The organism is Pseudoalteromonas sp. SANK 73390 (genome assembly GCF_054966645.1).
This window is the reverse complement of record NZ_ARPN01000171.1, coordinates 17,825-42,504: the sequence shown is the minus strand read 5'-3', so window position 1 is coordinate 42,504 and position 24,680 is coordinate 17,825. Positions and strand designations below refer to the sequence as shown.

20 protein-coding genes and 1 pseudogene are annotated in these 24,680 nt (G+C 40.9%); 16 read left to right on the top strand and 5 right to left on the bottom strand.

Annotation, left to right across the window (positions count from 1 at the left end):
• Positions 1-41 precede the first annotated feature (41 nt).
• Both rdgC and SANK73390_RS19390 read right to left on the bottom strand, forming a co-directional pair.
• Positions 42-949: pseudogene (gene rdgC / locus SANK73390_RS19395) on the bottom strand (recombination-associated protein RdgC).
• A gap of 99 nt (positions 950-1,048) precedes the next feature.
• On the bottom strand, positions 1,049-2,809 hold the full coding sequence (locus tag SANK73390_RS19390; protein WP_261592484.1) for an ATP-binding protein: 1,761 nt from the start codon (positions 2,807-2,809) through the stop codon (positions 1,049-1,051).
• A 465-nt stretch (positions 2,810-3,274) separates the two neighbouring features.
• On the opposite strand from SANK73390_RS19390, the gene SANK73390_RS19385 reads away from it, so the two are divergent.
• The 14 genes from SANK73390_RS19385 to SANK73390_RS19320 all read left to right on the top strand — a co-directional run bounded on the left by SANK73390_RS19385 (position 3,275) and on the right by SANK73390_RS19320 (position 19,243).
• Positions 3,275-3,643 (top strand): response regulator, encoded by a 369-nt coding sequence (locus SANK73390_RS19385; RefSeq protein WP_261592483.1) that lies wholly within the window; start codon positions 3,275-3,277, stop codon positions 3,641-3,643.
• Between the two features lie 322 nt (positions 3,644-3,965).
• A complete protein-coding gene (gene thrA, locus SANK73390_RS19380; protein WP_462767995.1) occupies positions 3,966-6,377 on the top strand; it encodes a bifunctional aspartate kinase/homoserine dehydrogenase I in 2,412 nt (803 codons plus the stop codon).
• 14 nt (positions 6,378-6,391) lie between these two features.
• Complete coding sequence (gene thrB / locus SANK73390_RS19375; RefSeq protein ID WP_462767994.1) at positions 6,392-7,336, top strand: homoserine kinase; 945 nt, start codon at positions 6,392-6,394, stop codon at positions 7,334-7,336.
• Entirely contained in the window at positions 7,336-8,619 is a 1,284-nt protein-coding gene (gene thrC / locus SANK73390_RS19370; RefSeq protein ID WP_261592480.1) for a threonine synthase, read from the top strand. Before thrB ends, thrC begins: the two co-directional genes overlap by 1 nt.
• 240 nt (positions 8,620-8,859) lie before the next feature.
• Positions 8,860-10,116, top strand: a complete 1,257-nt coding sequence (gene glyA / locus SANK73390_RS19365) for a serine hydroxymethyltransferase (RefSeq protein ID WP_462767993.1) — start codon at positions 8,860-8,862, stop codon at positions 10,114-10,116.
• A gap of 85 nt (positions 10,117-10,201) precedes the next feature.
• Positions 10,202-10,651, top strand: coding sequence for a transcriptional regulator NrdR (gene nrdR / locus SANK73390_RS19360; protein ID WP_171627637.1), 450 nt, complete (start codon positions 10,202-10,204; stop codon positions 10,649-10,651).
• Between the two features lie 2 nt (positions 10,652-10,653).
• Positions 10,654-11,760, top strand: coding sequence for a bifunctional diaminohydroxyphosphoribosylaminopyrimidine deaminase/5-amino-6-(5-phosphoribosylamino)uracil reductase RibD (gene ribD / locus SANK73390_RS19355; protein ID WP_462767992.1), 1,107 nt, complete (start codon positions 10,654-10,656; stop codon positions 11,758-11,760).
• A gap of 11 nt (positions 11,761-11,771) precedes the next feature.
• Positions 11,772-12,428: a riboflavin synthase gene (locus SANK73390_RS19350; protein ID WP_462767991.1), complete on the top strand. Its 657-nt coding sequence runs from the start codon at positions 11,772-11,774 to the stop codon at positions 12,426-12,428.
• A 32-nt stretch (positions 12,429-12,460) separates the two neighbouring features.
• A complete protein-coding gene (ribBA, locus tag SANK73390_RS19345; protein ID WP_462767990.1) occupies positions 12,461-13,573 on the top strand; it encodes a bifunctional 3,4-dihydroxy-2-butanone-4-phosphate synthase/GTP cyclohydrolase II in 1,113 nt (370 codons plus the stop codon).
• Positions 13,574-13,732: 159 nt separating this feature from the next.
• Positions 13,733-14,197: a 6,7-dimethyl-8-ribityllumazine synthase gene (gene ribH / locus SANK73390_RS19340; RefSeq protein ID WP_462767989.1), complete on the top strand. Its 465-nt coding sequence runs from the start codon at positions 13,733-13,735 to the stop codon at positions 14,195-14,197.
• Between the two features lie 11 nt (positions 14,198-14,208).
• A complete protein-coding gene (gene nusB / locus SANK73390_RS19335; RefSeq protein ID WP_261592474.1) occupies positions 14,209-14,619 on the top strand; it encodes a transcription antitermination factor NusB in 411 nt (136 codons plus the stop codon).
• A gap of 43 nt (positions 14,620-14,662) precedes the next feature.
• Positions 14,663-15,625 (top strand): thiamine-phosphate kinase, encoded by a 963-nt coding sequence (gene thiL, locus SANK73390_RS19330; protein ID WP_462767988.1) that lies wholly within the window; start codon positions 14,663-14,665, stop codon positions 15,623-15,625.
• Positions 15,626-15,633: 8 nt separating this feature from the next.
• Positions 15,634-16,119 (top strand): phosphatidylglycerophosphatase A family protein, encoded by a 486-nt coding sequence (locus tag SANK73390_RS19325; protein ID WP_462767987.1) that lies wholly within the window; start codon positions 15,634-15,636, stop codon positions 16,117-16,119.
• A gap of 34 nt (positions 16,120-16,153) precedes the next feature.
• Positions 16,154-19,243, top strand: coding sequence for a diguanylate cyclase domain-containing protein (locus SANK73390_RS19320; RefSeq protein WP_462767996.1), 3,090 nt, complete (start codon positions 16,154-16,156; stop codon positions 19,241-19,243).
• A 291-nt stretch (positions 19,244-19,534) separates the two neighbouring features.
• On the opposite strand, the gene dxs is transcribed toward SANK73390_RS19320, so the two are convergent.
• The 3 genes from dxs to SANK73390_RS19305 form a co-directional block, all read right to left on the bottom strand.
• Positions 19,535-21,394: a 1-deoxy-D-xylulose-5-phosphate synthase gene (gene dxs / locus SANK73390_RS19315; RefSeq protein WP_462767986.1), complete on the bottom strand. Its 1,860-nt coding sequence runs from the start codon at positions 21,392-21,394 to the stop codon at positions 19,535-19,537.
• 121 nt (positions 21,395-21,515) lie between these two features.
• Positions 21,516-22,403: a (2E,6E)-farnesyl diphosphate synthase gene (gene ispA, locus SANK73390_RS19310; RefSeq protein WP_462767985.1), complete on the bottom strand. Its 888-nt coding sequence runs from the start codon at positions 22,401-22,403 to the stop codon at positions 21,516-21,518.
• A gap of 3 nt (positions 22,404-22,406) precedes the next feature.
• Positions 22,407-22,649: an exodeoxyribonuclease VII small subunit gene (locus tag SANK73390_RS19305; protein WP_261592469.1), complete on the bottom strand. Its 243-nt coding sequence runs from the start codon at positions 22,647-22,649 to the stop codon at positions 22,407-22,409.
• Between the two features lie 322 nt (positions 22,650-22,971).
• Between SANK73390_RS19305 and pomA the strand changes: the two genes are divergently transcribed.
• Positions 22,972-23,739, top strand: a complete 768-nt coding sequence (gene pomA / locus SANK73390_RS19300; protein ID WP_261592468.1) for a flagellar motor protein PomA — start codon at positions 22,972-22,974, stop codon at positions 23,737-23,739.
• 5 nt (positions 23,740-23,744) lie between these two features.
• The gene (locus SANK73390_RS19295) at positions 23,745-24,677 is read left to right on the top strand and encodes a flagellar motor protein MotB (RefSeq protein WP_261592467.1); all 933 of its coding nucleotides are present in this window, start codon (positions 23,745-23,747) and stop codon (positions 24,675-24,677) included.
• Positions 24,678-24,680: the final 3 nt, after the last annotated feature.

Here is a 24,680-nt window from a genome sequence, read left to right as displayed (position 1 = left end):
AAAATTTGGTAAGTCGCAAAGTCGACTTACCAAACGTAAGACTATATATCGGTATTGTCACCTAGATTTTGAGTTAGCTCTTCTAATAGCTCTTTAATCTCTTCACTTACTAAAATGAAATCAGCATCAAGCTTTACTGCCATATCTTCTTTAGGGATGTCTGCGTTTTGCTCTTTAAGCGCATCAGCATAACCTAAACGTTTAATAGAACCATCATTTTGTAGTATGAATTTTACACGCTCACGCCAGTCAAATGCGAGTTTGGTGACACGCTTACCATTTTCTAAATGACTTTTTATCTCATCAGAGGACAAGTCATGCTGTTTTAATTTAACTTGAGCACCGTTATCGTCAGGCTCTTGAAGCTCTGCATCAGTGCCAATTGCAAATCCTTCCGGCGCTTCAAATTTTGTTAACCAATCAGTTAAAAATACATCGAGATCATAATTGGCAAAAGCGGGTACCACTGGAAGCGTACCTAAGGACTTTCTCAGTAAAGCAAGTAACTCTTCTGCTTTGTTAAAGCTGGCGCTATTAACAACGACCCAGCCACTTTCTTGGTCAATAAACGCAAATTGCAGGCTTGATTTCTTAAATGCTTGAGGTAGCAAGGTGCTTAAAATATTTTCTTTTAGTTCGTCTTTTTCTTTTTCTTTACTGGACGATTTTCTTCGCGTTCTATCAATTCAACTTTTTCAGCAACCATATCGTTAATTACAGACGCGGGAAGTACTTTTTCTTCACGTTTGGCACATATTAGAATACTTTTTTGCGAAAAATGCGACAAACTGTCACCATGTTTACCCAGTGCTTTAGACCAGCCAAAGGTGCTCATATCTTGGCTGCCACATGGTCTAAACAAGTCTTGCTCTAGGGCTTTTTCAAACTCTTCTTGGTTGTATGAAACATCTTGCTTAAATCGATAACAGATCAGGTTACTAAACCACATATATTGAGAATCCGTGCTTAAAAATAGATAAGCATAATAGCAAGAAATTTAACTTAAAGGGCAATGCCATACTTAAACTTTATGTAGGACATTGCGTATTCAGCTGAATATACCCATGGGCGCTTGCATGTTTTTTGGAAACCTAATGAAGTAAGTTAAGCCTTCGCCTTCTTCACTACTCACTTCAATATCGCCATTAAGAGTTTGTTTTACTAAGTTTAAAGTTATGTGAGTTCCTAAGCCGCTACCGCCTTGATCTCGTTTAGTCGTGAAAAATGGGTCAAAAAGTTTTTCAAGTTGTCCACTACTTACGCCGCGACCATTATCTTTGTAAACAATTTTAACATCGTCATGGTCATCGGTAATGCTAATATCAATAGCGCCCTTATCAATACCATCAAAGCCATGGATAAGAGAGTTCATAATTAAGTTAGTGAATATTTGACTTATTGCACCTGCTGGCAGGTTAAGTATTAGGTCATCCGGACAATCAATATCAATGGTATGTTTCGTCTTTTTGATTTTTGGATGCAATGAACGAACAACTTCTGAGAGGTATTCTTTGAAGTTAATTTTCCTTACCGCTTCACTTGCCTGATCAACGGCAATTTGTTTAAAGCTAGCAACTAATTCTGATGCTCTATCTAAGTTGGTCGTCAATAAACTGGTGCTTTGTTTTGCTTCATTAATAAACTCCTCCAGCGCTTTGGGAGAGAGTGTTTTTTGCGTGTACGCGGCTTCTAGTTTGTTTAAGCGTTCTTGTAAGAATGATGTTGCAGTAACGCCAATTCCAACAGGTGTATTTATATCATGTGTAATACCTGCAACCAATCCGCCAAGCGCGGCCATTTTTTCGGAGCCTACAAGGCGCTCTTGTGCCATATTCAGCTCATCAACATATCGTTCGAGTTCTTTTTGCTTAGTAAGCAACTCTTGCTCTGTTTGGCTACGCAGATCAACCTCTTCTGTTAATGTGAGTTTTTGTTTTTCAAGCTCATATTTTTGTTGTTGTAGGTCCATCATGGCTTGACTGAGGTTGGACGTTTTTCTTGCCACTTCTTGCTCTAGTTGCAAATTGTGTTGGTCAAGCTTTTCATTACTGATAATCAGCTCTTTTTGAGTTTGATTTAGTTGTTTGCGATACCCAGATACTTTGTCGATTAATTTGTTAAAAGCCTCTTCCATGACTTTTAACTCATTACGTTCAGTCGTTCCAATATCAATTTTTTTGCCATCAATGTCATCAAGTTCGATTTCCTCAATCTGGTCGGTTAAGTCTGTCAACGGCTCAGTGAGCAGGCGGCGGAATGCAATTAAAAATAAGATGATTAAGAAGGTGGTCTTAATCATGGCATTACCAATTAAAAAGTAAATCGAGATCATGATACGGCTAAAAACTACATCGCGAGATGAGAATAATGTGACATCACCAACCTGAGTAGCGCGGCCTGAAAACTCAAAAATGAGTGGGAAGGTATATCCAAATAAGCCAGAAGGAGTATCCTCTATAATGGCTTCTTCTTGAACCAGTTGCTGGCTATATAATTCATGTATATCGAGTGAGCGACCAAGTTGAGAAATAATCTCTCCGCTATCATCTCGCACAATGATGCCTTCAATCATAGGGATAGCCAGTAGCCCCTCAGCAGTTGTTACGGTTTGTTTGGTGTTTAGCTCCCAAATTGCACGAGTTAGGCTACGACTGAATGTTTTTTGTAACATGGTCAACTCATTACGGATGTAATCTTTAGTATTAACATACTCCGCGACAACTTGGCCGCACGTTACGACGAATGTCAACAAAAAGTAAACGGAGAGCACATTCGTGAGTAGCTTTTTTGATAGGCTTTTTTGTAGCATGAATGAACGACTGCTCCCCAGAGAAGAATTATTTTAGAATGGCTAATGGTAAACTTAGCTAATAAAGGCTTAAAAATAAATAAATATCTTGTTTTTCGCATAGAAAAAACGCCTCAATATCATTGTGTCTAGGGTCTGTTGATTTTTGCAGTTTGTTTTTACAGCAGTGAGTTGGCGGTTTAGGCAAGACAGAGGCTACGTAGCATAGTTATTCTATGTGAGTTAGCCGATAACGCAGAATAAACCGCCTACTCGCGTTGCTCGCAGAGTTCAACCAAAGGCTTTTACTATTTTGTCATTCGCAACTTACATAACTCATTATGCTACATCGCTCATTTCGCGTATTAAAAGCCTTTGATTTGAATAAAATCTATACCTCAAAGATCAACAGGCCCCAGTATTCCTTACTGATGAAAGAATATTGTGTTATAAGAGCCATGTATAAAAAACAGTAGATAGATTGTAATGAATTACTCAATATTAGTGTGTGACGATTCAACGGTTGCACGTAAACAAGTTGTTCGCAGCTTGAGTAGCTCGTTGAATGCAAATATAAAACAAGCGAAAGATGGTTTGGAGGCAATTGAATTGTTAAAAAGCCATGCAATAGATTTATTATGTTTAGATTTAACTATGCCACAGCTTGATGGTATTGGTGTGCTGGAATATATAAAAAATGATCCACAGATAGAAACTTTTGTGGTTGTTATATCAGCGGATATTCAAGCAACGATGAAGCAGAAAGTGATTCAATTAGGTGCTATTGAGTTTTTAGAAAAGCCGGTTGATAGTGAGCACCTTTTAAAACTGCTGCACACATATGGTATACGCTAATTAAGTTACAAACAGATTGTTAACCTTATATTTTTTCACCTCAATAAACTTTTGAGTCGACTTGCCTAAAGTGAAATGCATAATTTTTGCAAATAGATAAACCAAGGTTGAAATTTTTGCATATTATTCGTTTGTTTTATCGGTTGACAAAGTGCCTATATTTCGGGCAAGCTAAAAACATGAAAACAAAATTTAACACCACCACGATTATTACAACCACCATCCAATCTGGATAGTGGCATAGGTCGGTGCGTATTTGAAAAGGCCTGTGTTCACTAAGAACACAGGCCTTTTTTCGTTTTAGGAATGAGGAAACTTTAAAATGCGTGTTTTAAAATTTGGCGGCTCATCGCTGGCTAACTTTGAATGTCTTAAACAAGTACAAAATTTAATCTTAAATCAGGCGGGTGAAGAAGCGTTGATTGTGTTGTCAGCGCCCGGTGGCATAACTGATCAGCTCGTGGAGCTTGTGGAATTAGCTGAACAGGGAGCAGATTATACCGCTCAGTGGCAGGCGTTGTCAGAGCGTGCTACTGCGCTGCTAGAGCAAGTGGAAAAACTTTACGGCAGTGTGACGCACTGGCCCAAGTTTGACGATTTACAAAATAAGTTGGCAGGAGTTAAGTTGCTAAACAACTGCCCTGACTCGGTTCGTGCCTATGTCATTAGTTTTGGCGAGCGAATTAGTGTGGCATTGATGCAAGCGATGTTAGGTACCTCACAAGCCGTGTACCTTGAAGCGACAGATTGTATCGCCAGTCATGGTGGTTATTTAGATGCTGAAGTGGACTTGCAATTGAGTCAGTCTAAATTTGCCACAGCCATGAATATTAACCCGAGTAAGTATTACATTATGCCAGGCTTTACTGCCAGTAATGCACGTGGTGAGTTAACCACTTTAGGCCGTAATGGCTCTGATTATTCAGCCGCCGTTGCGGCAGCCTGTTTACGTGCTCAGGTGTGTCAAATTTGGACTGATGTTGATGGTGTATATAATGCAGATCCGCGGTTTATTAAAAAAGCCAGTAAGGTTGATTGGTTGTCATATAAAGAAGCTATGGAGTTATCATACTTTGGCGCTAAGGTGCTACATCCTAAGACCATTTTACCTTGTGCAAAGTTCTCTGTGCCATGCGAAATAAAAAATACTCATAACCCAGACGTTGCAGGCTCAGTGATCAGTAATGAACGGCGCGGTGATGAAGCGGTGAAAGCGCTATCAAGCCTTGAAAACTTGGCTATGCTCACCGTATCAGGCCCTGGTATGAAGGGTAAAGTAGGTATGGCATCACGGGTATTTAATGCGCTTGCAAGTGATAGTGTTTCTATTGTTTTAATTACACAGAGTTCATGTGAGTTTAGTATCAGCTTTTGTGTCCATGAGGCTGATTTAGATCTTGCACTTAATGCGTTAGAGTTAGCCTTTGAGCTTGAAGCGCAAGCAGGCTTGATTGAGCCTGTTCAAGTGCAGCGTGATTTAGCTATTGTGACTTTAGTTGGCGATAATATGAAAGCCCATAAGGGGCTTGCTGCAAAGTTTTTTGCATCTTTAGCGCAAGCGCAGTTAAATATTGTTGCGATAGCACAAGACTCAACAGAAAGTGCGATTTCAGCAGTTATAGATGGAGCGCGATGTAATGATGCTGTTAAAGTCTGTCATGAAAACTTCTTTACACACATTCCGTCTATTGACGTATTTTTATTAGGCTGTGGGCTTGTAGGTCAAGAGCTGATTAAGCAATTAGAAAAACAACAAGCTTGGTTAGAAGCACGTAATATAAAGTTAAACTTATATGGTGTGGCTAACTCTAAACAGCTGTATTTAAATGCTGAAGGTGTACCGTTTGATACTTGGCAGTCTCAGCTTGCTAGCCAGCAGCAAGAGTTTGCTCTTGAGCATGTTGAAGCATTTGTTAAGGCCAATCACTTAATTAACCCAGTATTGGTTGATTGCACATCATCACAACACCTTGCGGATCAGTATGTTGACTTTCTTAATGCTGGATTTCACGTAGTAGCAGCAAATAAAAAAGCCAATACAGGTAGCTATGAGTATTATCAGGCGTTAATGCAAGCGGCACAAAGTAAACAAAGAAAGTTCTTGTATGAGACGAATGTAGGGGCTGGGTTGCCTGTCTTAGATAATTTGCAATTGTTATTTGGTGCAGGTGATGAATTGTTATCGTTTAACGGTATTTTATCTGGATCTCTTTCTTACATGTTTGGTGCACTTGAAGATGGTTTGAGTTTATCTCAAGCAACACTAAAAGCCAAAAGCAATGGCTTTACTGAACCCGACCCAAGGGATGACCTCTCTGGCACCGATGTTGCGAGAAAGCTACTTATCATAGCTCGTGAATCTGGGTTAAAACTAGAGCTAAGTGATATTGAAGTAGAGCCAGTGGTGCCGGTTGATTTTGCTCAAGGTAGCTCAGTGGATGAATTTATGGCACGTTTACACGAGCTTGATGCCAGTTTCACAGACAAAATACAAAGTGCGGCAAACGAAAATAAAGTTTTACGATATGTGGGTAGTATCGAAAACGGACATTGTCGTGTCGGTATTGAAGCAGTAGATAAAGCACATGCGCTTTACGATATTCGTGATGGTGAAAATGCACTGGCTATTTTAAGCCAGTACTATCAACCTCGCCCGTTTGTTATTCGTGGCTATGGCGCAGGTGCTGAGGTTACCTCCGCGGGTGTATTCGCTGATATTTTAAAAACACTTTAGGGTAGGAATTATTGATGATTTCAATTTATGCACCTGCATCGATTGGTAACTTTTGCATTGGTTTTGATTCTTTGGGGGCAGCGCTTGCACCAATTGATGGCACTTTACTTGGAGACGTTGTTCATATTGAGCAAGCAAAGCAAGATGCCTTCAAGTGCGTCGGTCCTTATGCATCGAAACTACCCAGTGATGCCAGCGAAAATTTATCTTTTCAATGTTTAATGCATTTTAGAGAGCACGTCGCACCGAGTATGCCTCCTGTACTGCTAACGTTAGATAAACGCTTACCAATTGGTTCAGGGCTTGGCTCAAGTGCTTGCTCTGTGGTTGCAACATTTGCAGCGTTAAACAAATTTGCAGGTACACAATTATCACAATCGGCGATGATAGAATTGATGGCTGATTTTGAAGGTAAAGTCAGTGGTGCGCGTCATTATGACAATATTACACCTTGTTATTTAGGTGGCTTACAACTGACTGCTGAATTAGTACCAGATAAAGCGTTGTCCTTGCCAGTAGATAAACATTGGTATTATGTTACTGCTTATCCAGGATTTGCGCTCAATACTGCGAAAGCTAGGGGCGTATTACCACAAAGCTTAACCACTCACAGTGCGGTGGAATTTGCTCAGCGTTTATCAAGTTTTTGTGTGTTGCTGCAAAGTGAGCGTTTTGAACAAGCGCTTGAGCTGATGCAAGATGATATGGCAGAGCCTTACCGTCAATCACTCATTCCTGGGTTTAGCGACGCTAAGGCTGCATTACCATCACAAGGGGCGAAGCTGGTTAGTATCTCTGGTGCTGGCCCTACGCTATTTGCTCTTTGTCAATCACTTGAAGATGCTAAACAATGCCAGCAATGGCTTGAAAATAACTATATTAATGAACATGGGTTTAGTCATATCTGTAAACTCGATAACTTAGGTACTCGTGACATTTCTCAAGGAGAACATTCGTAATGCAATTGGTTAACTTAAAAGATGAACAGCAAAAAGTATCGTTTACAGAGGCAGTTAAAACGGGTCTTGGGCGTAATCAGGGGGTGTTTTTCCCAACTGATTTAACGCGTTTGGACAATGTTGACGCTTTGCTAGATTTACCATTTGCTGAACGTAGTGCGCAAATACTGGCACATCTAATTGGTGATGAATTACCTAAAGACACCCTTACTGAGATGGTTGCCCGCGCTTTTGATTTTCCAGTTAAATTAGCAAAAGTAGATGAAAAAAATTATTGTTTAGAGCTATTTCATGGTCCTACGCTGGCTTTTAAAGACTTTGGTGGTCGCTTTATGGCTGAGTGTATCGGTTTGTTTAATCACGGTGAGCGCGTTACTATTTTAACAGCAACAAGTGGTGATACTGGGGCTGCTGTGGCGCATGCCTTTTACAATAAGCCCCATGTAGATGTGGTGATTTTATATCCTGAAGGCAAAATATCGCTGGCGCAGCAAAAGTTATTTACTACCTTAGGTGGCAATATCCACTGTTATGCTGTTGAAGGCAGCTTCGATGATTGTCAAAGTTTGGTTAAACAAGCGTTTTTAGATGATGAAGTAAAGCAAAAACTCGGTTTAAACTCAGCTAACTCGATTAATATTAGCCGTTTGGTTGCTCAGGTTTGTTATTACTTTGAGGCATTGGCTCAACTGCCCAAAGGTGAGCGCGGCGATGTACATATTTCAGTACCAAGTGGTAATTTTGGTAATGTATGTGCAGCAATGATTGCATCAATTATTGGTTTACCTGTGAGTAAGTTATCAGCCGTGACCAATCAAAACGATACGGTGCCGCGTTTTATTGCCTCAGGACAATGGTCGCCAAATGCAACTATTGAGTCACTCTCAAATGCAATGGATGTGAGTAAACCTAATAATTGGCCTCGTGTTCAAAGTATGTTAGATAGTGGACAGTTTGAACAACATGATTTTTATTCACGTTGTGTTAGTGAGCAACGTACGCAAGACGTGATGAAAGAAGTGGCTGCTCGTGGTTATGTTGCAGAGCCTCATACCGCTATCGCCCATGAAGGCTTAACACAAGATAAAGCATCAAATAGTACCGGGATATTTTTAGCAACTGCACATCCTGCAAAGTTTAAAGAGTCAGTAGAACAAGTACTAGGGCAACACATAAAGCTGCCTAAAGTGCTGCAAGATGCGCTAGAAAAAACGTGTTTAGCACAGCCGATGACTGCCGATTATGAGCAATTAAAAGCGGCTATATTTGACAAGTTATTATAGAAAATTGTAATGCTGGGCTACTTAAATCAATAGGTAGCTTAGCAAAGGCATTAATATACTTAATTTTATTTGTAAAAACCATTAATAATATTAATGTTAAAATAAAAAAATATCATTACTTTAACGCTGTGAAATAAATTCAATCCCTGTTTAAATATGCTCATGCCAAGATCATAGGCATGATACGCATTAGAGCGTACAATATGGCTTTTTATACCTTACGTGCACCTAGGAGACCCCATGTTAGAACGTAACATGAATATTGCAGACTTTGACCCTGAATTAGCAAAAGCGATTGCGCTTGAAACCACCCGCCAAGAAGAGCATATTGAGCTTATTGCTTCTGAAAACTACTGTAGCCCTCGCGTTTTAGAAGCTCAGGGGTCTCAGTTAACAAATAAATACGCTGAAGGCTATCCAGGTAAACGTTACTACGGTGGTTGTGAACACGTAGATGTGGTTGAGCAACTTGCAATCGATCGCGCAAATGAACTGTTTGGCTCAAATTACGCGAACGTTCAGCCTCACGCTGGTTCTCAAGCAAATGCGGCGGTTTTTCAAGCGTTGCTTCAACCACATGATACTGTATTGGGTATGAGCTTAGCGCACGGTGGTCATTTGACTCATGGTTCACATGTGAACTTTTCAGGTAAAACATATAATGCGATTCAATACGGTCTAAATGAAGAAACCGGTGAAATTGATTATGCACAAGTCGAAGCATTAGCACTTGAGCACAAGCCGAAAATGATTATTGGTGGTTTCTCAGCATATTCTGGTATTGTTGATTGGGCTAAATTCCGTGAAATTGCTGACAAAGTAGATGCTTATCTACTGGTTGATATGGCACACGTAGCAGGACTTGTTGCAGCTGGCGTATATCCAAGTCCAGTGCCACATGCACACGTTGTAACAACAACAACACACAAAACATTAGCGGGCCCTCGTGGTGGTTTAATCATTTCAGCTTGTGATGATGAAGCGATTTATAAAAAGCTAAATAGTGCTGTATTCCCAGGTGGCCAAGGTGGTCCTTTGTGTCATGTTATCGCTGCTAAAGCGGTTGCATTCAAAGAAGCACTGCAGCCTGAGTTCACAGTGTATCAAAAGCAGGTTGTGAAAAATGCTCAAGCGATGGTGAGTGTTTTACAAGAGCGTGGCTACAAAGTGGTCTCTGGCAAAACAGACAATCACCTGTTCTTACTTGACCTAATTGATAAAGATATTACCGGTAAAGATGCTGATGCAGCATTGGGTCGTGCCAATATTACAGTGAACAAAAACTCTGTACCAAACGACCCTCGCTCACCATTTGTGACCTCTGGTTTGCGAATCGGTTCTCCTGCAATTACACGTCGTGGCTTTAAAGAAGCTGAATCAAAAGAGTTAGCAGGCTGGATGTGTGATGTGCTTGATAACATTAATGATGAATCAGTACAGGCAGAAGTTAAAGAGAAAGTGAAAGCAATCTGCGCTAAATTACCTGTTTACGCATAATTTTACGCACAAAACAGCATTTTTTGTTATTATAAAGGCCGCTATTTAGCGGCCTTTTTTTGTTAGCTTTTTAAAGTGAATCAATATGCATTGCCCTTTTTGTACTGCCAAAGATACCAAAGTTATAGACTCCCGTTTAGTGAGTTCAGGCCACCAAGTGCGAAGACGCCGAGAGTGTATTGAATGCCATGAACGTTTTACCACTTTTGAGGGGGCTGAGTTGGTCATGCCAAGAGTGATAAAACAAGATGGATCTCGTGAGCCGTTTAACGAAGATAAGCTTATAAATGGTTTAGCAAGAGCGCTAGAGAAGCGACCTGTTAGTACAGAGCAAATTGATGAAGTGATCCATGAAATTAAATCTAAAATTCGTGCCACAGGCGAGCGAGAAGTGCCAAGTCACTTAATTGGTGAGTGCATCATGGAGGCGCTTAAAAAGCTTGATAAAGTAGCTTATGTTCGATTTGCATCGGTATACCGCTCGTTTGAAGATATTAGAGAGTTTGGCGAAGAAATTGCTAGGTTAGGTGACTGAAGATGTTTTCAGATGATGATTTTCATTACATGTCGCTGGCAATTGAGCTTGCCAAAAAAGGGCGTTTTACTACTACACCCAACCCTAATGTGGGCTGTGTTGTTGTTAAAGATGGGCAAATCGTAGGGCAAGGCTATCATCAACGGGCGGGTGAAGGGCATGCTGAAGTAAATGCATTAAAAGAAGCTGGACGAAAAGCACAAGATGCCACGGCTTACGTTACGCTAGAACCTTGTAGCCACTTTGGGCGCACACCGCCATGCGCAGAAGGGTTGGCTAAAGCGGGAGTTAAACGTGTTATTGCAGCGATGGTTGACCCCAATCCAAAGGTTGCAGGGCGGGGTTTATCCATGTTAGAACAAGCTGGTGTTGAGGTATCTTATGGCTTGATGCAAACGCAAGCCAGGGCGCTTAACAAAGGTTTTATTAAGCGAATGGAGCATGGCTTACCGTATGTTACTTGCAAACTAGCGGCAAGTTTAGATGGTAAAACGGCATTAAAAAATGGTCAAAGCAAATGGATCACAGGTGCAACAGCACGCCAAGATGTACAATACTTTCGAGCTCAAAGCTGTGCCATATTAAGTGGTGCAGACACAGTGATAATGGATAACGCAAAGCTCAATGTGCGTATTGATGAGAGCATGATTGAGTTACCGCAAGAGCTATCGTTGCGGCAACCTGTTCGTGTGGTCATCGACTCACAAAACCGTTTAACACCTGATTTGGCATTATTTCAAATACAATCACCGATATTAATTTTACGAACACACCTTGATAATAGTGTGCAATGGCCGCACTTCGTTGAACAAATAGTACTAAAAGAACAACACCAAAAAGTCTCTTGCCATGCAGTTTTAGAATGCTTAGCTAGTCGAGGCATAAACGATGTATGGCTTGAGTCCGGCGCTACTTTGGCTGGTGTATTTGCTGAGCAAAAATTAATAGATGAATACGTGATATATTTGGCTCCAAAGCTTATTGGCAGCCAAGGCAGAAGCTTATTAAATCTACCTGAAATTACTGCAATGGATGACGTGACTCAATTGGAGTTCCTTGATGTGAGACAAATAGGTGATGATATTCGTATTATGGCAAAAACCTGCTAAGAAGAGGCAATATGTTTACAGGTATTATTGAAGCAACAGGTACACTTGATGAGTTAACGGCCTCAAAAGGCGATTTAATCGTTCGCGTACAGAGCCTTAATTTAGATATGAGTGATGTAAATCTAGGCGATAGTATTGCCACTAACGGTGTGTGTTTAACTGTAGTAGAAAAGTTTAAAGATGGTTTTAGGGCTGACTTATCGAATGAGACCATTAACTTGACCCAGTTCTCTCATTATAAAAAAGGGCAAAAAGTTAATTTAGAAAAAGCGCTACAACCAATATCTCGTTTGGGCGGCCACTTAGTCTCAGGCCACATAGATGGTATTGCAACTGTGGTTGCTATTGAGATGAATGCGCGTGCGACGGAATATTGGCTTGAAACCTCCGCGGAGCTTATGAAATATATTCCACATAAGGGCTCAGTTGCGATAGATGGTATTAGTTTGACCGTCAATGAAATAAAAGATCAGCAGTTTAAATTGACCATAGTGCCCCATACAGCACAAGAAACGACCATTGCTGATTTTAAAATTGGCAGTCAGGTTAATTTAGAAGTAGATCAAATTGCCCGTTACTTAGAGCGTTTGGTGCTAGGAGCACAACCTCAGGCTAGTGACTCAACTCTCACTGCCAGTTTGTTAGCCAAAGCGGGCTTTATAAAATAACCCCAAATAAACCTTAATTGGATAGGTAAATTATGAATTTGAACAGCGCACAAGAAATCATTGATGACATTAAAGCCGGAAAAATGGTTATTTTGATGGATGATGAAGACCGTGAAAATGAAGGCGATTTAATTATTGCAGCCGAACATATATCGGCTGATGCTATTAATTTTATGGCAACTTATGGTCGTGGCCTAATTTGTTTAACGATGACTCAACAGCGCTGTCAACAGCTGGATTTACCGTTAATGGTACGCAATAACGGTGCCCAGTTTTCGACAAACTTTACGCTTTCAATTGAAGCGGCAAAAGGGGTAACTACGGGAATTTCTGCAGCGGACAGAGCGCGAACAGTACAAGCGGCTGTAGCCAAAGGTGCACAGCCTGAAGATATCGTACAACCTGGTCATATTTTCCCAATTATGGCACAACCTGGCGGGGTATTAACTCGAGCAGGTCACACCGAAGCCGGCTGTGATTTGGCACGTTTGGCAGGTTGTGAACCGTCATCTGTGATCGTTGAAATATTGAATCCAGATGGCACTATGGCTCGTCGCCCTCAATTAGAGGTATTTGCAAAAGAGCACGATATTAAAATTGGTACGATTGCTGATTTAATTGAATACAGAAATTTAAATGAAACGACGATTGAGAAAGTAGCGCAATGTAAATTGCCAACAGAGTATGGCGAATTTGATTTAGTTACATACAAAGATACCATCGATAACCAGCTTCATTATGCGCTCGTTAAAGGGCAAGTAAAGTCAGATGATATTACATTGGTGCGTGTGCATTTACAAAGTACGTTTAACGATATTTTGTTGTCAGACCGCGGTGCCGATAGAAGCTGGAGTTTACATAGTGCGATGCAATATATCAGTGAGCATAACGGTGTTTTAGTGGTGCTTGGCAAGCAAGAACAAGGTGCTGAAATAGAGGCTATGGTGAAAGCATTTGCAGCGCAAGATCAGGGTGAACAAGTGACGGTACGTAAGTTTCAAGGTACTTCTCGTACGGTGGGTGTCGGGTCTCAAATCTTAGCTGATTTAGGGATTCAAAAAATGCGCTTGATGAGCATGCCGAAGAAGTATCATGCGCTTTCAGGTTTTCACCTAGAAGTTGTTGATTATGTTGAGCCAAAATAGTAACCGGCAAAAATAAATATACGGGCCTAATATAGGCCCGTTTTAAGTTGTTTGGGGATACTTAAAGTTGTGCTATTATGCGCCCCAATTTGGCAATTGCTTGACCGAACATTTCGGGACATGCTTCAGCATTGGTATTTATAAGATTAGGATCATCTAATGAACATTATTGAAGGTAACAAATATGCACCGGGCAAAAAGTTTGCCATTGTTATTTCTCGTTTTAACGACTTTATTGGTAGCAGTTTACTTGAAGGCGCTGTAGATGAGTTAAAGCGTACCGGTGGCGTAAACGATGATGACATCACTGTGGTGTATGTACCTGGTGCCGTTGAGTTACCTCTAGCAGCTAAGCGCATTGCAATGAAAAAGCAGTTTGATGCTATCATTGCATTGGGCGTGATCATCCGTGGCGGTACACCACATTTTGATTTAGTCGCAAATGAGTCAAATAAAGGTTTGGCAACTGTGTCAATGGATTATGATATCCCTGTCGCATTTGGCGTGCTAACCACTGAAAGTATTGAGCAAGCCATAGAACGTGCGGGTACCAAAATGGGTAACAAGGGCGGTGAAGCTGCACTTGGTGCCTTAGAAATGGTCAACGTACTAGAGCAAATTTAAGAGGATCCTCTGTGAAACCAGCAGCAAGACGTAAAGCACGTATATTGGCCTTGCAAGCCGTTTATTCTTGGCAATTAAGTGGTAACCCAATCGCTGATATTGAACAACAAATGTTGATCGAAAATGATGTGTCAAAAGTAGATGTTGAGTATTTTAAAGATTTAGCGCGCGGTGTTGCCGTTAATCAAAAGCAGCTAGATGAATTGGTGAAACCGCATTTGTCTCGACCGTTTAATGACTTAGACGAAGTTGAAAGAGCGGTACTTAGAGTAAGTGCCTATGAACTTAAGTTCAGAGAAGATGTGCCATATAAGGTGGCGATTAATGAAGGCATCGAATTGGCTAAAATATTTGGCGCTGAAGATAGCCACAAGTTTGTTAATGGTGTTTTAGATAAAGCCGTAAAAGACATTCGCAAGTAAGGCTAAATATAAGGAGAGCCGGCGTTGGCCGGCTTTTTTGTGTATGAAGGAATTTGAACTCATTAATCGTTATTTTACCGGACGAGGCATTGCTCGTCGCGATGTTGATTTAGGAATCGGTGATGATTGCGCGCTAGTCCGTGTTCCTGAAAACTGTCAGTTGGCTGTGACCACAGATACGCTAGTTGAAGGCGTTCACTTCTTTGCAGATATCTCTCCTCGAGCTTTAGGTCACCGTGCGTTGGCTGTGAACTTAAGCGACTTAGCCGCGATGGGTGCAGAGCCTGCTTGGGTCTCTTTGGGCTTAACATTGCCAAGTATTGATGCGCAGTGGTTAGAAGAGTTTGCTGATGGCATGCATGAAATAGCAGAATATTATAATGTGCAAATTGTGGGTGGTGATACCACGCAAGGGCCATTAACGATTACGGTATGCGCTAAAGGGATTGTACCTCAAGGTAAAGCATTAACCCGTTCAGGTGCTAAAAATGGCGATTGGATTTATGTTACAGGACCTCTAGGTGATTCTGGGCTAGCTATTGAAGCACGCAAGCAAAACTGGCAAATTGCTGAGGAGCATCTAGAAAATGCCAATAAGTGTTTTCATTTTCCATCTCCAAGGGTTGCAGCAGGGCAAGTGCTCAGAGGCATAGCAACGTCAGCAATAGATATTTCCGATGGCTTATTGGCTGATTTGTCACACATCCTTAAACAATCTGGCGTTGGCGCAGTGATACATGCGGATAAAGTGCCTACATCTGCCGCATTAAATAGCTTGAAAAATGATGATATTCGATTGCAATTAGCACTCGCATATGGTGATGACTATGAGTTGCTATTTACGGTTAGTGATGATAACAAAAGCATATTAGAGGCTAAGCTTCAGCAATATGGTGTAGAGCCAGTTTGTATTGGGCAGGTAGTCAACAATGACTGCAAGTTAGAGTTGCTCTATCACAATCAAACAATGCCATTGCCAAATATTGGCTTTGAGCATTTTAGCTAGGAGTTACTTTGGCTAAGAAGTATAAATTTAATTTAAAACGTCCCCATCAATTTTTTGGTTTAGGTTTTGGGCTTGGGTTATCACCAGTTGCTCCGGGTACTATGGGTACTTTTGCTGCTTTACCTTTTATTTTTATGACCGCGACTTTTCCGCTTTGGCTACAAGTAGTATTTGCAATTGTTATCAGTGTATTTGGTTTGTGGGTCTGTGGGCAAACTGCACGAGATGTGCAAGTACATGATCACCCTGCGATTGTATGGGATGAAGTTGCAGGCTTTTATATTACTATGATGGGGGCTGCATTGAGTTGGCAGTCTTTAATTGTTGGTTTTTTATTGTTCCGTTTTTTTGATATTGTAAAGCCAGGACCAATAAAAATGCTTGATAAGCGCTTACATGGCGGTTTCGGGATTATGGCAGATGATATTCTTGCCGGTATTTTTTCATTGATTTGTTTGCAAGCTTTGTTTAAAACTGGTGTTTTAACGCTCTGAGATTAGGCGGGAAATAGTGTTAACTACGGATAGATTGTTTAGGTTTGTATTTGTTACAGTGCTCAGCATTATGACGCAATTTGCGCATGCGGCTATCAACGACTATGTCGTTAAGCAGTGGAATTTACAAAATGGCTTACCGTCGCAATCTATTAAAAGTATTGCTCAAGACCAACAGGGTTACATATGGTTAGCCACTCAGTTTGGTTTAAGTCGCTTCGATGGTCAAAAGTTTACTAACTTAACAACCCAAAATACAGATTTTTTGCGCTCCAATGCCATTGATAAGTTATTAGTTGGGCAAGATGGGATGTTATGGATTGGTACTCGTCGTGGCGTACATCGTTTAGACCCTCAAACTTTAGAAGTTCATTCACTAGATATTTCAGGTCCTGTGAGAGATATTCTAGAAGACCAACAAGGAGGTATATGGATAGCCGCCAATGGCCTACATTATGTTTCTCATAGCAATTTATCTTTTGCTAAGACAGCAGTACAGCCGCGCCAATTATCAGCGGTTAAAATTAATCAAATAGTAGGGTCCGTCACCAAAATGGCTTTAGCTAATGACGGGATTTGGTTAGTGAATGAACGCCATTTATTAAAGATTAAACAGGCTAGTTCCTCGACTGAAAACGCATTTAGGCTTGAGCTATCTAGCCGTTTGTCTCTGCCTCAGCAGTTAGCGCAAACTATTTTACATGATTTGGCATGGATAGATGGACGTTTATTTTTAGGAACAGAACTCGGTGCTTACTTTTTAGATATTGATGAAGTGTTACGTCGTTATGATGAAATTGGTAATACAGCCGTTTATAAATTTATGAGTGATGGAGAGGGTGGAGTATGGGTTTCTACCTCTAATAGTTTAATGTTTAAAGAGGGTCGGGGGCAGTGGCAGTCAGTTCGCCCTGTGCAGTCGGAGCAAAGTGTTTGGTTTTCAGATATTTTTAAAGATCAAGAAAACAACATCTGGCTTGCTAGCTTGAATGAAGGGTTATGGTTTGCGCATGCCGGTAAAGTTGAGCGATATTCAGTCGGCCCTGATGTTAATCAAGGTATCACAGCTATCACACGTTCTCCATCTGGACAAATCTGGGTTGCAAATCGTTATGGCGTTGGCATTTTAGAGCAAGGTGAGCACTATAAACCAATTATCGACATTAATCGTTTAGAGCGTTTGACGGTCAATGACCTTGAGTTTCAAGGTGAAACGCTTCTAATGGGAACTGATCGAGGAGTGTTGGTGTATGAGCAAGGAAATTTACGCAGTCTACCTCATCGAGAGTTACGTCAAAATCCGGTGTTTTCTATTAATCCTTCAAATGAAGGGGGGTTATGGTTTGGTACTGGACGTGGGTTGTATCGATTAGAATACTCGGAGTTAACGCCTTTTAACTACAACACTTTTTTAGGAAGCCAATTTATTACTTTTATGGTGGACCTACCAAGTTTTGGTTTTATTGGTACTAATAAAGGCGCTTATCGTTATAACGAACGTGGTATTGAGAAGCTTGGTGGGCAAACCTCATTAGAAAGTGCTTATATTACCAGTATTGTTCATATTCAAGATGTAGCGACATTAATCGGCTCTTGGAGCGATGGACTTTTTTATCGCACCGCCGCTGGTCAGTGGTATCAATTAGATGCATCTAATGGCCTGCCTTATGGTTCAATAACTTCACTGTATTATGATAATAATCTTCATCAAGTTTGGGTTGGTACAAAAAAAGGTGTTTATCGTATGCCCGTTGCCCAGTTTAAAGGGGCAATTACGAACCTTAAAGTGGATCAAGTTATTAGCCAGTTTGACAGGCAACTAGATGGAAAAGCGAGTCGCTGCTGCTCGGGGTTTGGTAATGATGCGGTAATGGAAACCGAGGGTGCAATTTGGTATCCAAGTTCTCAAGGTGTTGTAAAAATACCTAAAGATATGCAGTTATTTGGTTCAGATGAATTGGCTTTAAAGTTAGAAGCTTTATTTACACCCGAACGCAGGCTATCAGGTAAAGAGTTAAAAAATAAAATTGTTTTGAATACCTCAGAGCGTGATTTAACGGTGCAATATACCGCTATTGATTTTTATGCGCCCCAGAGTATTGAGTTTAGATATCGACTTTTAAGTAATGGTGGTACTAACGCTGATTGGCGCGAAACACAACGTCGTCAAGATGCAATTTATACCAATTTAACCCCAGGTGAATATACCTTTGAGCTCCAAGCAAAAAGGCGGGGGCAAGATTGGCAAGCTGCCACAGATAAACGGATCAGCATTTTTATTCCTAGGCGGTTTGACGAAACGATGTATTTTAGATTGTTAATTACCTGTGGTTTTGCTTTTTTATTTTATTTAATATTTTGGGTATTAAGAGCGCAAGAACGACGAAAACATCAAGCATTAGAAGATTTGGTTGCTGAGCGTACTACTGAGCTGAGAAAAGCAAACGAGAAACTCAACCAAGTTAATACACAGCTTAAGCTAGTCAGTCATACTGATGAGTTAACAGGCTTACGTAGCCGACGCTTTTTATTCGATCAATTGCCTAAAGATGTGGAGCATTTTCAGCGCAACGCTCAATCATTACAGCAACAAAATAAAAGCCTTGTGTTAATGATATTGAATATAGATAAGTTTAGTAAAGTAAATGATGCGTATGGCCCGCTTGGTGGTGACAGCTGTTTGCAACAGATGGCAGCTTTATTAAACTCACGAACACAAGGCTCTGACTATGTTGCGCGCTGGAGTGGAGATGAGTTTCTATTACTGTTGCGAGACTTTAAGCGTGATGAAGTTGACAGTTATGCTAGAGAATTGTGTAAAGCGGTAGCTGGTTTCGATTTTAAGTTGCCTAACGGTAAGTCTTTAGGAATGAGTATTTCAATGGGGTGGTCTTTGTATCCATTACCCTTGCTTGGTGGTCAGGTTATTGGTTGGGAAGCTTCTGTAAACCTTGCTGACATCGCATTACATCAAGTAAAGCAGCGAGGTGGAGATGGCGCTGCAACGATTACTTTTGATGATCAATTAGATGCGTTTGAGTTTGAGCAAAGCAGTAACGTTGAATCTCAACTTGAAGTACTACAAAGCAGTGGTTTAGCAGATGTTAAGGTGTGGATGCGTTAATCACGCCTAATGAGTCTGCGCAGTACATAAGCCAGACATCTTGTAATGAATAAAGGGTATGAAATGTCACCGTTATTCTACATTAGTAATTTCTAACGCAGTGAATAAGCTATTTAGCTCGCTAGAATGTTCAAGGTTTTAATAAAAAATTATTATAACAAACGTGTTATCTCGGTAATGGTAGGCTCTGCATCATATATGAGGTTAAGCAGTAAGAGTAGGATGTTTTAAACGTCTTAAATTTGTTTGCCACTAGAGCCAAAAAGATGAAAAAAGGAGCGACTGCTCCTTTTATATTATATCTTGTACTTTTTTTAAGATACTTTGGTCATCTAACCCTAACTCGGCATGCATTTGCTGTTGTGTCCCGTGTTTTATAAACTCATCAGGTAAGCCCAGGTGAGTAACCTTAGGCATTGCATTGATGCTAGCAAAAAACTCGTTAACAGCGCTGCCAGCGCCACCTGCAACAGCATTATCTTCTAGAGTAATAAAGTGTTCATGTGTTGCTAATAGCGCGTTTAATAACTCACTATCGAGTGGCTTTACAAAACGCATATCAATTAAAGTTGCATCACATTGTTCTGCTGCCAGTTTAGCATTGTGTAAAAGCGTCCCAAAATTGAGGATTGCTAATTTCTTGCCTTCACGAATTTGTTTTGCTTTACCAATTGCCAACGGCTGCATATTTTCTTCTATGGCCGCTTCACCGGCACTACCACGAGGGTAGCGTACTGCAACAGGGCCTTGATGCAAATAGCCTGTATGTAGCATTTGACGACACTCATTGGTATCACTTGGCACCATGATGACCATGTTTGGAATGCAGCGCATAAAGCTCAAGTCATACGCACCTTGGTGAGTTTCACCATCAGCACCGACTACACCGGCTCTATCGACAGCAAACAATACAGGCAGGTTTTGCAGAGCAACATCATGAATTAGCTGATCATAGGCGCGTTGTAAAAAGCTAGAGTAAATAGCAACAACGGGCTTTAAACCTTCACACGCAAAACCTGCGGCGAGAGTTACCGCGTGTTGCTCAGCAATAGCAACATCAAAGTATTGCTCGGGATATTCTTTTGAAAATCGCACCATACCAGAGCCTTCACGCATGGCTGGAGTAATTGCCATCAGGCGTTGGTCTTGTTTGGCCTGATCACATAGCCAGTCACCAAACACTTTTGAAAAAGTCGCTGCACTGGGCTTTGATTTAGGTAAGCTATGAATGCTAGGGTCAAATTTTGGTACTGCATGATATCCGATAGGATCAGCTTCAGCAGGTTGGTATCCCTTGCCTTTTTGGGTTTTGATATGAAGTAGTTGTGGACCTTTGAGATTGCGCATATTGCGCAGTGTGTCGACCAGCATGTTGACATCATGCCCATCAATTGGGCCGATGTAATTAAGCCCTAGTTCCTCAAAAAATGTACCTGGGATCACCATACCTTTTAAGTGCTCTTCCACACGACTCGCTAATTCTTTAACTGGTGGCACACCAGAAAGTAACCGCTTACTACCTTCTCGAATATTTGTATAAAAGCTACCAGAAAGAATACGTGCAAAATGGTTGTTAAGGGCACCCACATTCTCTGAAATTGACATCTCATTATCATTAAGAATGATGAGCATGTCTGATTTTATATCGCCAGCGTGGTTCATTGCTTCAAAAGCCATTCCCGCAGTAATTGCACCGTCTCCAATTACGGCTACGGTTTTTCTATCCTTGCCTTCTTTTTTAGCGGCAATAGACATACCTAACGCTGCAGAAATTGAAGTACTAGAATGACCAACACTGAATGTATCGTATTCACTTTCTTCACGATATGGAAAAGGATGTAAACCGTCTTTTTGGCGAATGGTGTGGATCTGATTACGCCTGCCAGTCAAGATTTTGTGAGGATATGCTTGATGCCCGACATCCCAAATTAAGCGATCGTCAGGCGTGTTATACACATAGTGTAGTGCGACAGTAAGTTCTACTGTGCCTAAGCCTGATGCAAAATGGCCACTACTTTGTGATACTGAGTTGAGTAAATATTCTCTCAGTTCATCACTGAACGCGCTAAGTTTGTGCTGCGGCATTTGACGCAGCTGCTTTGGATCATCTGCCAAAGCTAATAAGGGGTACTTGCTACTATCCAATTTCATGGTATCAATTATGTGTCCTACGCAAACTTCGCACAATTATATACAAAGGCAGCGGTTAGTTTTATTTATTTATACAAATTAGCCATTAATTTGTCATGAATAACGAATAATTAAGCAAAACTTAATAGTTTCTCTCAATGATGTAATGCGCTAAATTGGCTAAAATCGTTGTATCTTCTTTTATGTCTTCAAGTGCTAAGATTGCTTCATCAATTAAACTTTGAGCTTTGCTTTTAGCCCCTTCTAGGCCTAGTAGTGCCGGGTAAGTAGATTTATTATTTTCAATGTCAGAGCCTTGAGGTTTCCCCAGAGACTGTGTATCGCCTTCGATGTCTAAAATATCGTCTTGCACTTGAAATGCTAAGCCAACATTTTTCGCGTAGCGTTGCAGTGCTTGGTGTGTTGAAGCCTCTACATTTAAAGCACATAATGCGCCCAGTTCGATAGCCGCGCTTAACAGTGCGCCAGTTTTTAGCTTATGAATTCTTTCAAGCTCAGCTAATGTAACCGTGGTATTTGTTCCAGCGAGGTCGAGCGCTTGTCCCCCTATCATGCCTTCAATCCCAGATGCCTTGGCTAATGTATGTAGCATTTTTACTTGTGTCGTAGCGGGGACTTTAAAGGTATGGCCACTGAGTAGTTCAAAGGCAATAGTTTGCAGTGCATCACCTGCTAAAATAGCGTGTGCTTCATTAAATGCAATATGGCATGTAGGCTTACCACGTCGTAATTCATCATCATCCATTGCTGGTAAATCGTCATGAACTAAAGAGTAGCTATGAATACATTCAATGGCAGCTGCTGCCACATCTAAGTCTTTTATATCTGCACCAAGCATTTGTCCAGTGGCATAAACTAAAAATGGTCTTAATCGTTTACCCCCATTATTAATACTATAAAGGGTGGCGGATTTAATGGTCTCATCGGTATCAAGAGCGCGGGCAAAGTATTGCTCTACATAATTTGCAACGCGAGTTTGTGTTTTGTGTAATTGCGTTTTTAATTCCACAGTTTATTCCACATCACCATCAAATGCAGTTGCTAAACTTTGAGTGTCATTAGCCATGAGAATAGACACTTTTTGCTCGGCTTGTTGCAACTTATTGGTAGATGAATTAGCCAGTGCAATTGCTCGTTCAAACTGTTTTAAAGACTGCTCTAAGGTTAAGGTGCCTTGCTCCATTGAATGAACAATGCCTTCTAATTCTGCCATTGCGTCTTCAAAACTCAGATTTTCTGGTTTTTTTGTTGCCATGATATTGTCTCGTAACTTAACTAATTAAAGCCGTTATAAAATTTAAGAGCCCAATTTTAGGGGCAATGACGTGTGAGGTCAAAGTTTGTAGCATGATTTGCGATACAATATGTTAACTCAGTAGATATATACTGAATGATGGAACTCGCAATTTTGGTGCTTTTTAATATAATTGATTTAAGATATTCAGTAGCTTGCCGATAGTAAAAGGCCACCTTTAAATATTGCTGTGCGCTCAACAGCTAACAGAGCACCTTTTGTGTGTTATTTGAATTGGTCGTGTGAGCAAGAATTAGAATAGATAATACTCTTTGGAGGATATGTGGATTTAGCAACCGTTATTGGGATCTTAGGCGCAATAGGCCTAATTGTGATGTCCATGTTCATGAGTAGTGATGGCGAAGTAATTATGTTTGCTGATGCTGCTTCAGGCGTGATTGTGTTCGGTGGTTCGTTGTTTATTGTACTTGCAAACTTTAGCATGCCGAAGTTTTTCGTGATTGGTAAGGTTGTTGGCAAAGCCTTTATGTTCAAAATTGAGACGCCGGAAGAGTTAATTGAAAAGTCAGTTGAGTTAGCAGATTCAGCGCGCAAAGGGGGGTTCTTAGCATTGGAAGAAGCTGAAATCCCTAATTCTTTTATGCGTAAGGGAGTTGATATGCTCGTGGATGGTCATGATGCTGATGTCGTTAGAGCCACTTTACAAAAAGATATTTCTTTAACCACTAACCGCCATGATGAAGGCGCTTCTTTGTTTAAAAAGCTAGGAGATATAGCCCCTGCGATGGGGATGATTGGTACTTTGATTGGTTTGGTTGCTATGTTGTCTAATATGGATGACCCCAAAGCGATTGGTCCTGCCATGGCGGTTGCATTGCTAACGACTTTATATGGTGCTTTTTTAGCGAATGTTGTTGCTATTCCAATTCAGGCAAAATTAGAGCTTCGTCGAGATGAAGAAGAACTCAATCAAAGACTTATTCTTGATGCGATTTTGGGTATTCAAGATGGCCAGAACCCTAAAGTAATTGAAGGTATTCTTAAAAATTACTTACCAGAGTCAAAACGCGTGCATGAGAAAGAGGAATAACGCTGATGTCTGATGAGCAAGAGTGTAAATGTCCACCCCCTGGGCTGCCAGCTTGGATGGGTACATTTGCGGATCTGATGTCTTTACTAATGTGTTTCTTTGTCTTGCTGTTGGCTTTTTCGGAAATGGATGTACTGAAATTTAAACAAATAGCGGGTTCTATGAAATTTGCATTTGGTGTGCAAAATAAAATAGAAGTAAAAGATATACCTAAAGGAACCAGTGTTATCGCAATGGAATTTACACCAGGTAAACCAGAACCCACCCCAATTGAGACTATTCAGCAGCAAACAGTCGAAATGACACAGCAAATGCTTGAATTTCAAGCTGGAGAGGAAAGCTCTGCAGGTGGAAGGCAAGAGCAAAGGGGAAATAAACGTGGTGGCGAATCACAAAGTACCTCTCAAGAGCAAGCGATGACCCAAGCGATTTCTGCTGCTGATCAAGAGCAGGTGAACGAACTTGTTAAGAAAATTGCGCAGCAGATGGAAAAACAGATTATGGACGGTGCGATAGAGTTAGAGTCACTTGGCCAGCAAATTATTATTCGTATCCAAGAAAATGGGGCGTTTCCCTCTGGCAGTGCATTTTTACAGCCTAAGTTTACGCCAACAATAAGAGAAATCGCAGACTTACTTAAAGATGTACCAGGCGAAATCACGGTGTCAGGGCATACCGATGATTTTCAAGTAAGCGATGAGCTGTATAGCAATAATTGGGATTTATCCGCTACTCGGGCGGTTGCCGTTGCCAGTGAAATGATCAAAGCGCCGGGGTTTGATAAAAATCGCTTAGTTGTAGTAGGTCACGCAGATACTCGGCCACTCGTCCCAAATGAAACAAATGCGGATAGAAGACGAAATCGACGCGTTGAAATCTCTATTTTACAAGGTAAAGCTCAAGAGTCAGACCCAATTGGAGTCTCAGGGCAAAATTAGTAA

Excerpts from the sequence above, each read along its gene's own strand:
- thrC (WP_261592480.1), top strand. The coding sequence starts at position 7,336 with ATGCAATTGGTTAACTTAAAAGATGAACAGCAAAAAGTATCGTTTACA.
- ribH (WP_462767989.1), top strand. The coding sequence starts at position 13,733 with ATGAACATTATTGAAGGTAACAAATATGCACCGGGCAAAAAGTTTGCC.
- thrB (WP_462767994.1), top strand. The coding sequence starts at position 6,392 with ATGATTTCAATTTATGCACCTGCATCGATTGGTAACTTTTGCATTGGT.
- ribD (WP_462767992.1), top strand. The coding sequence starts at position 10,654 with ATGTTTTCAGATGATGATTTTCATTACATGTCGCTGGCAATTGAGCTT.
- SANK73390_RS19305 (WP_261592469.1), bottom strand. The coding sequence starts at position 22,649 with ATGGCAACAAAAAAACCAGAAAATCTGAGTTTTGAAGACGCAATGGCA.
- SANK73390_RS19295 (WP_261592467.1), top strand. The coding sequence starts at position 23,745 with ATGTCTGATGAGCAAGAGTGTAAATGTCCACCCCCTGGGCTGCCAGCT.
- SANK73390_RS19385 (WP_261592483.1), top strand. The coding sequence starts at position 3,275 with ATGAATTACTCAATATTAGTGTGTGACGATTCAACGGTTGCACGTAAA.
- SANK73390_RS19390 (WP_261592484.1), bottom strand. The coding sequence starts at position 2,809 with ATGCTACAAAAAAGCCTATCAAAAAAGCTACTCACGAATGTGCTCTCC.
- dxs (WP_462767986.1), bottom strand. The coding sequence starts at position 21,394 with ATGAAATTGGATAGTAGCAAGTACCCCTTATTAGCTTTGGCAGATGAT.
- ribBA (WP_462767990.1), top strand. The coding sequence starts at position 12,461 with ATGAATTTGAACAGCGCACAAGAAATCATTGATGACATTAAAGCCGGA.
- nrdR (WP_171627637.1), top strand. The coding sequence starts at position 10,202 with ATGCATTGCCCTTTTTGTACTGCCAAAGATACCAAAGTTATAGACTCC.
- glyA (WP_462767993.1), top strand. The coding sequence starts at position 8,860 with ATGTTAGAACGTAACATGAATATTGCAGACTTTGACCCTGAATTAGCA.
- thiL (WP_462767988.1), top strand. The coding sequence starts at position 14,663 with ATGAAGGAATTTGAACTCATTAATCGTTATTTTACCGGACGAGGCATT.
- thrA (WP_462767995.1), top strand. The coding sequence starts at position 3,966 with ATGCGTGTTTTAAAATTTGGCGGCTCATCGCTGGCTAACTTTGAATGT.
- SANK73390_RS19350 (WP_462767991.1), top strand. The coding sequence starts at position 11,772 with ATGTTTACAGGTATTATTGAAGCAACAGGTACACTTGATGAGTTAACG.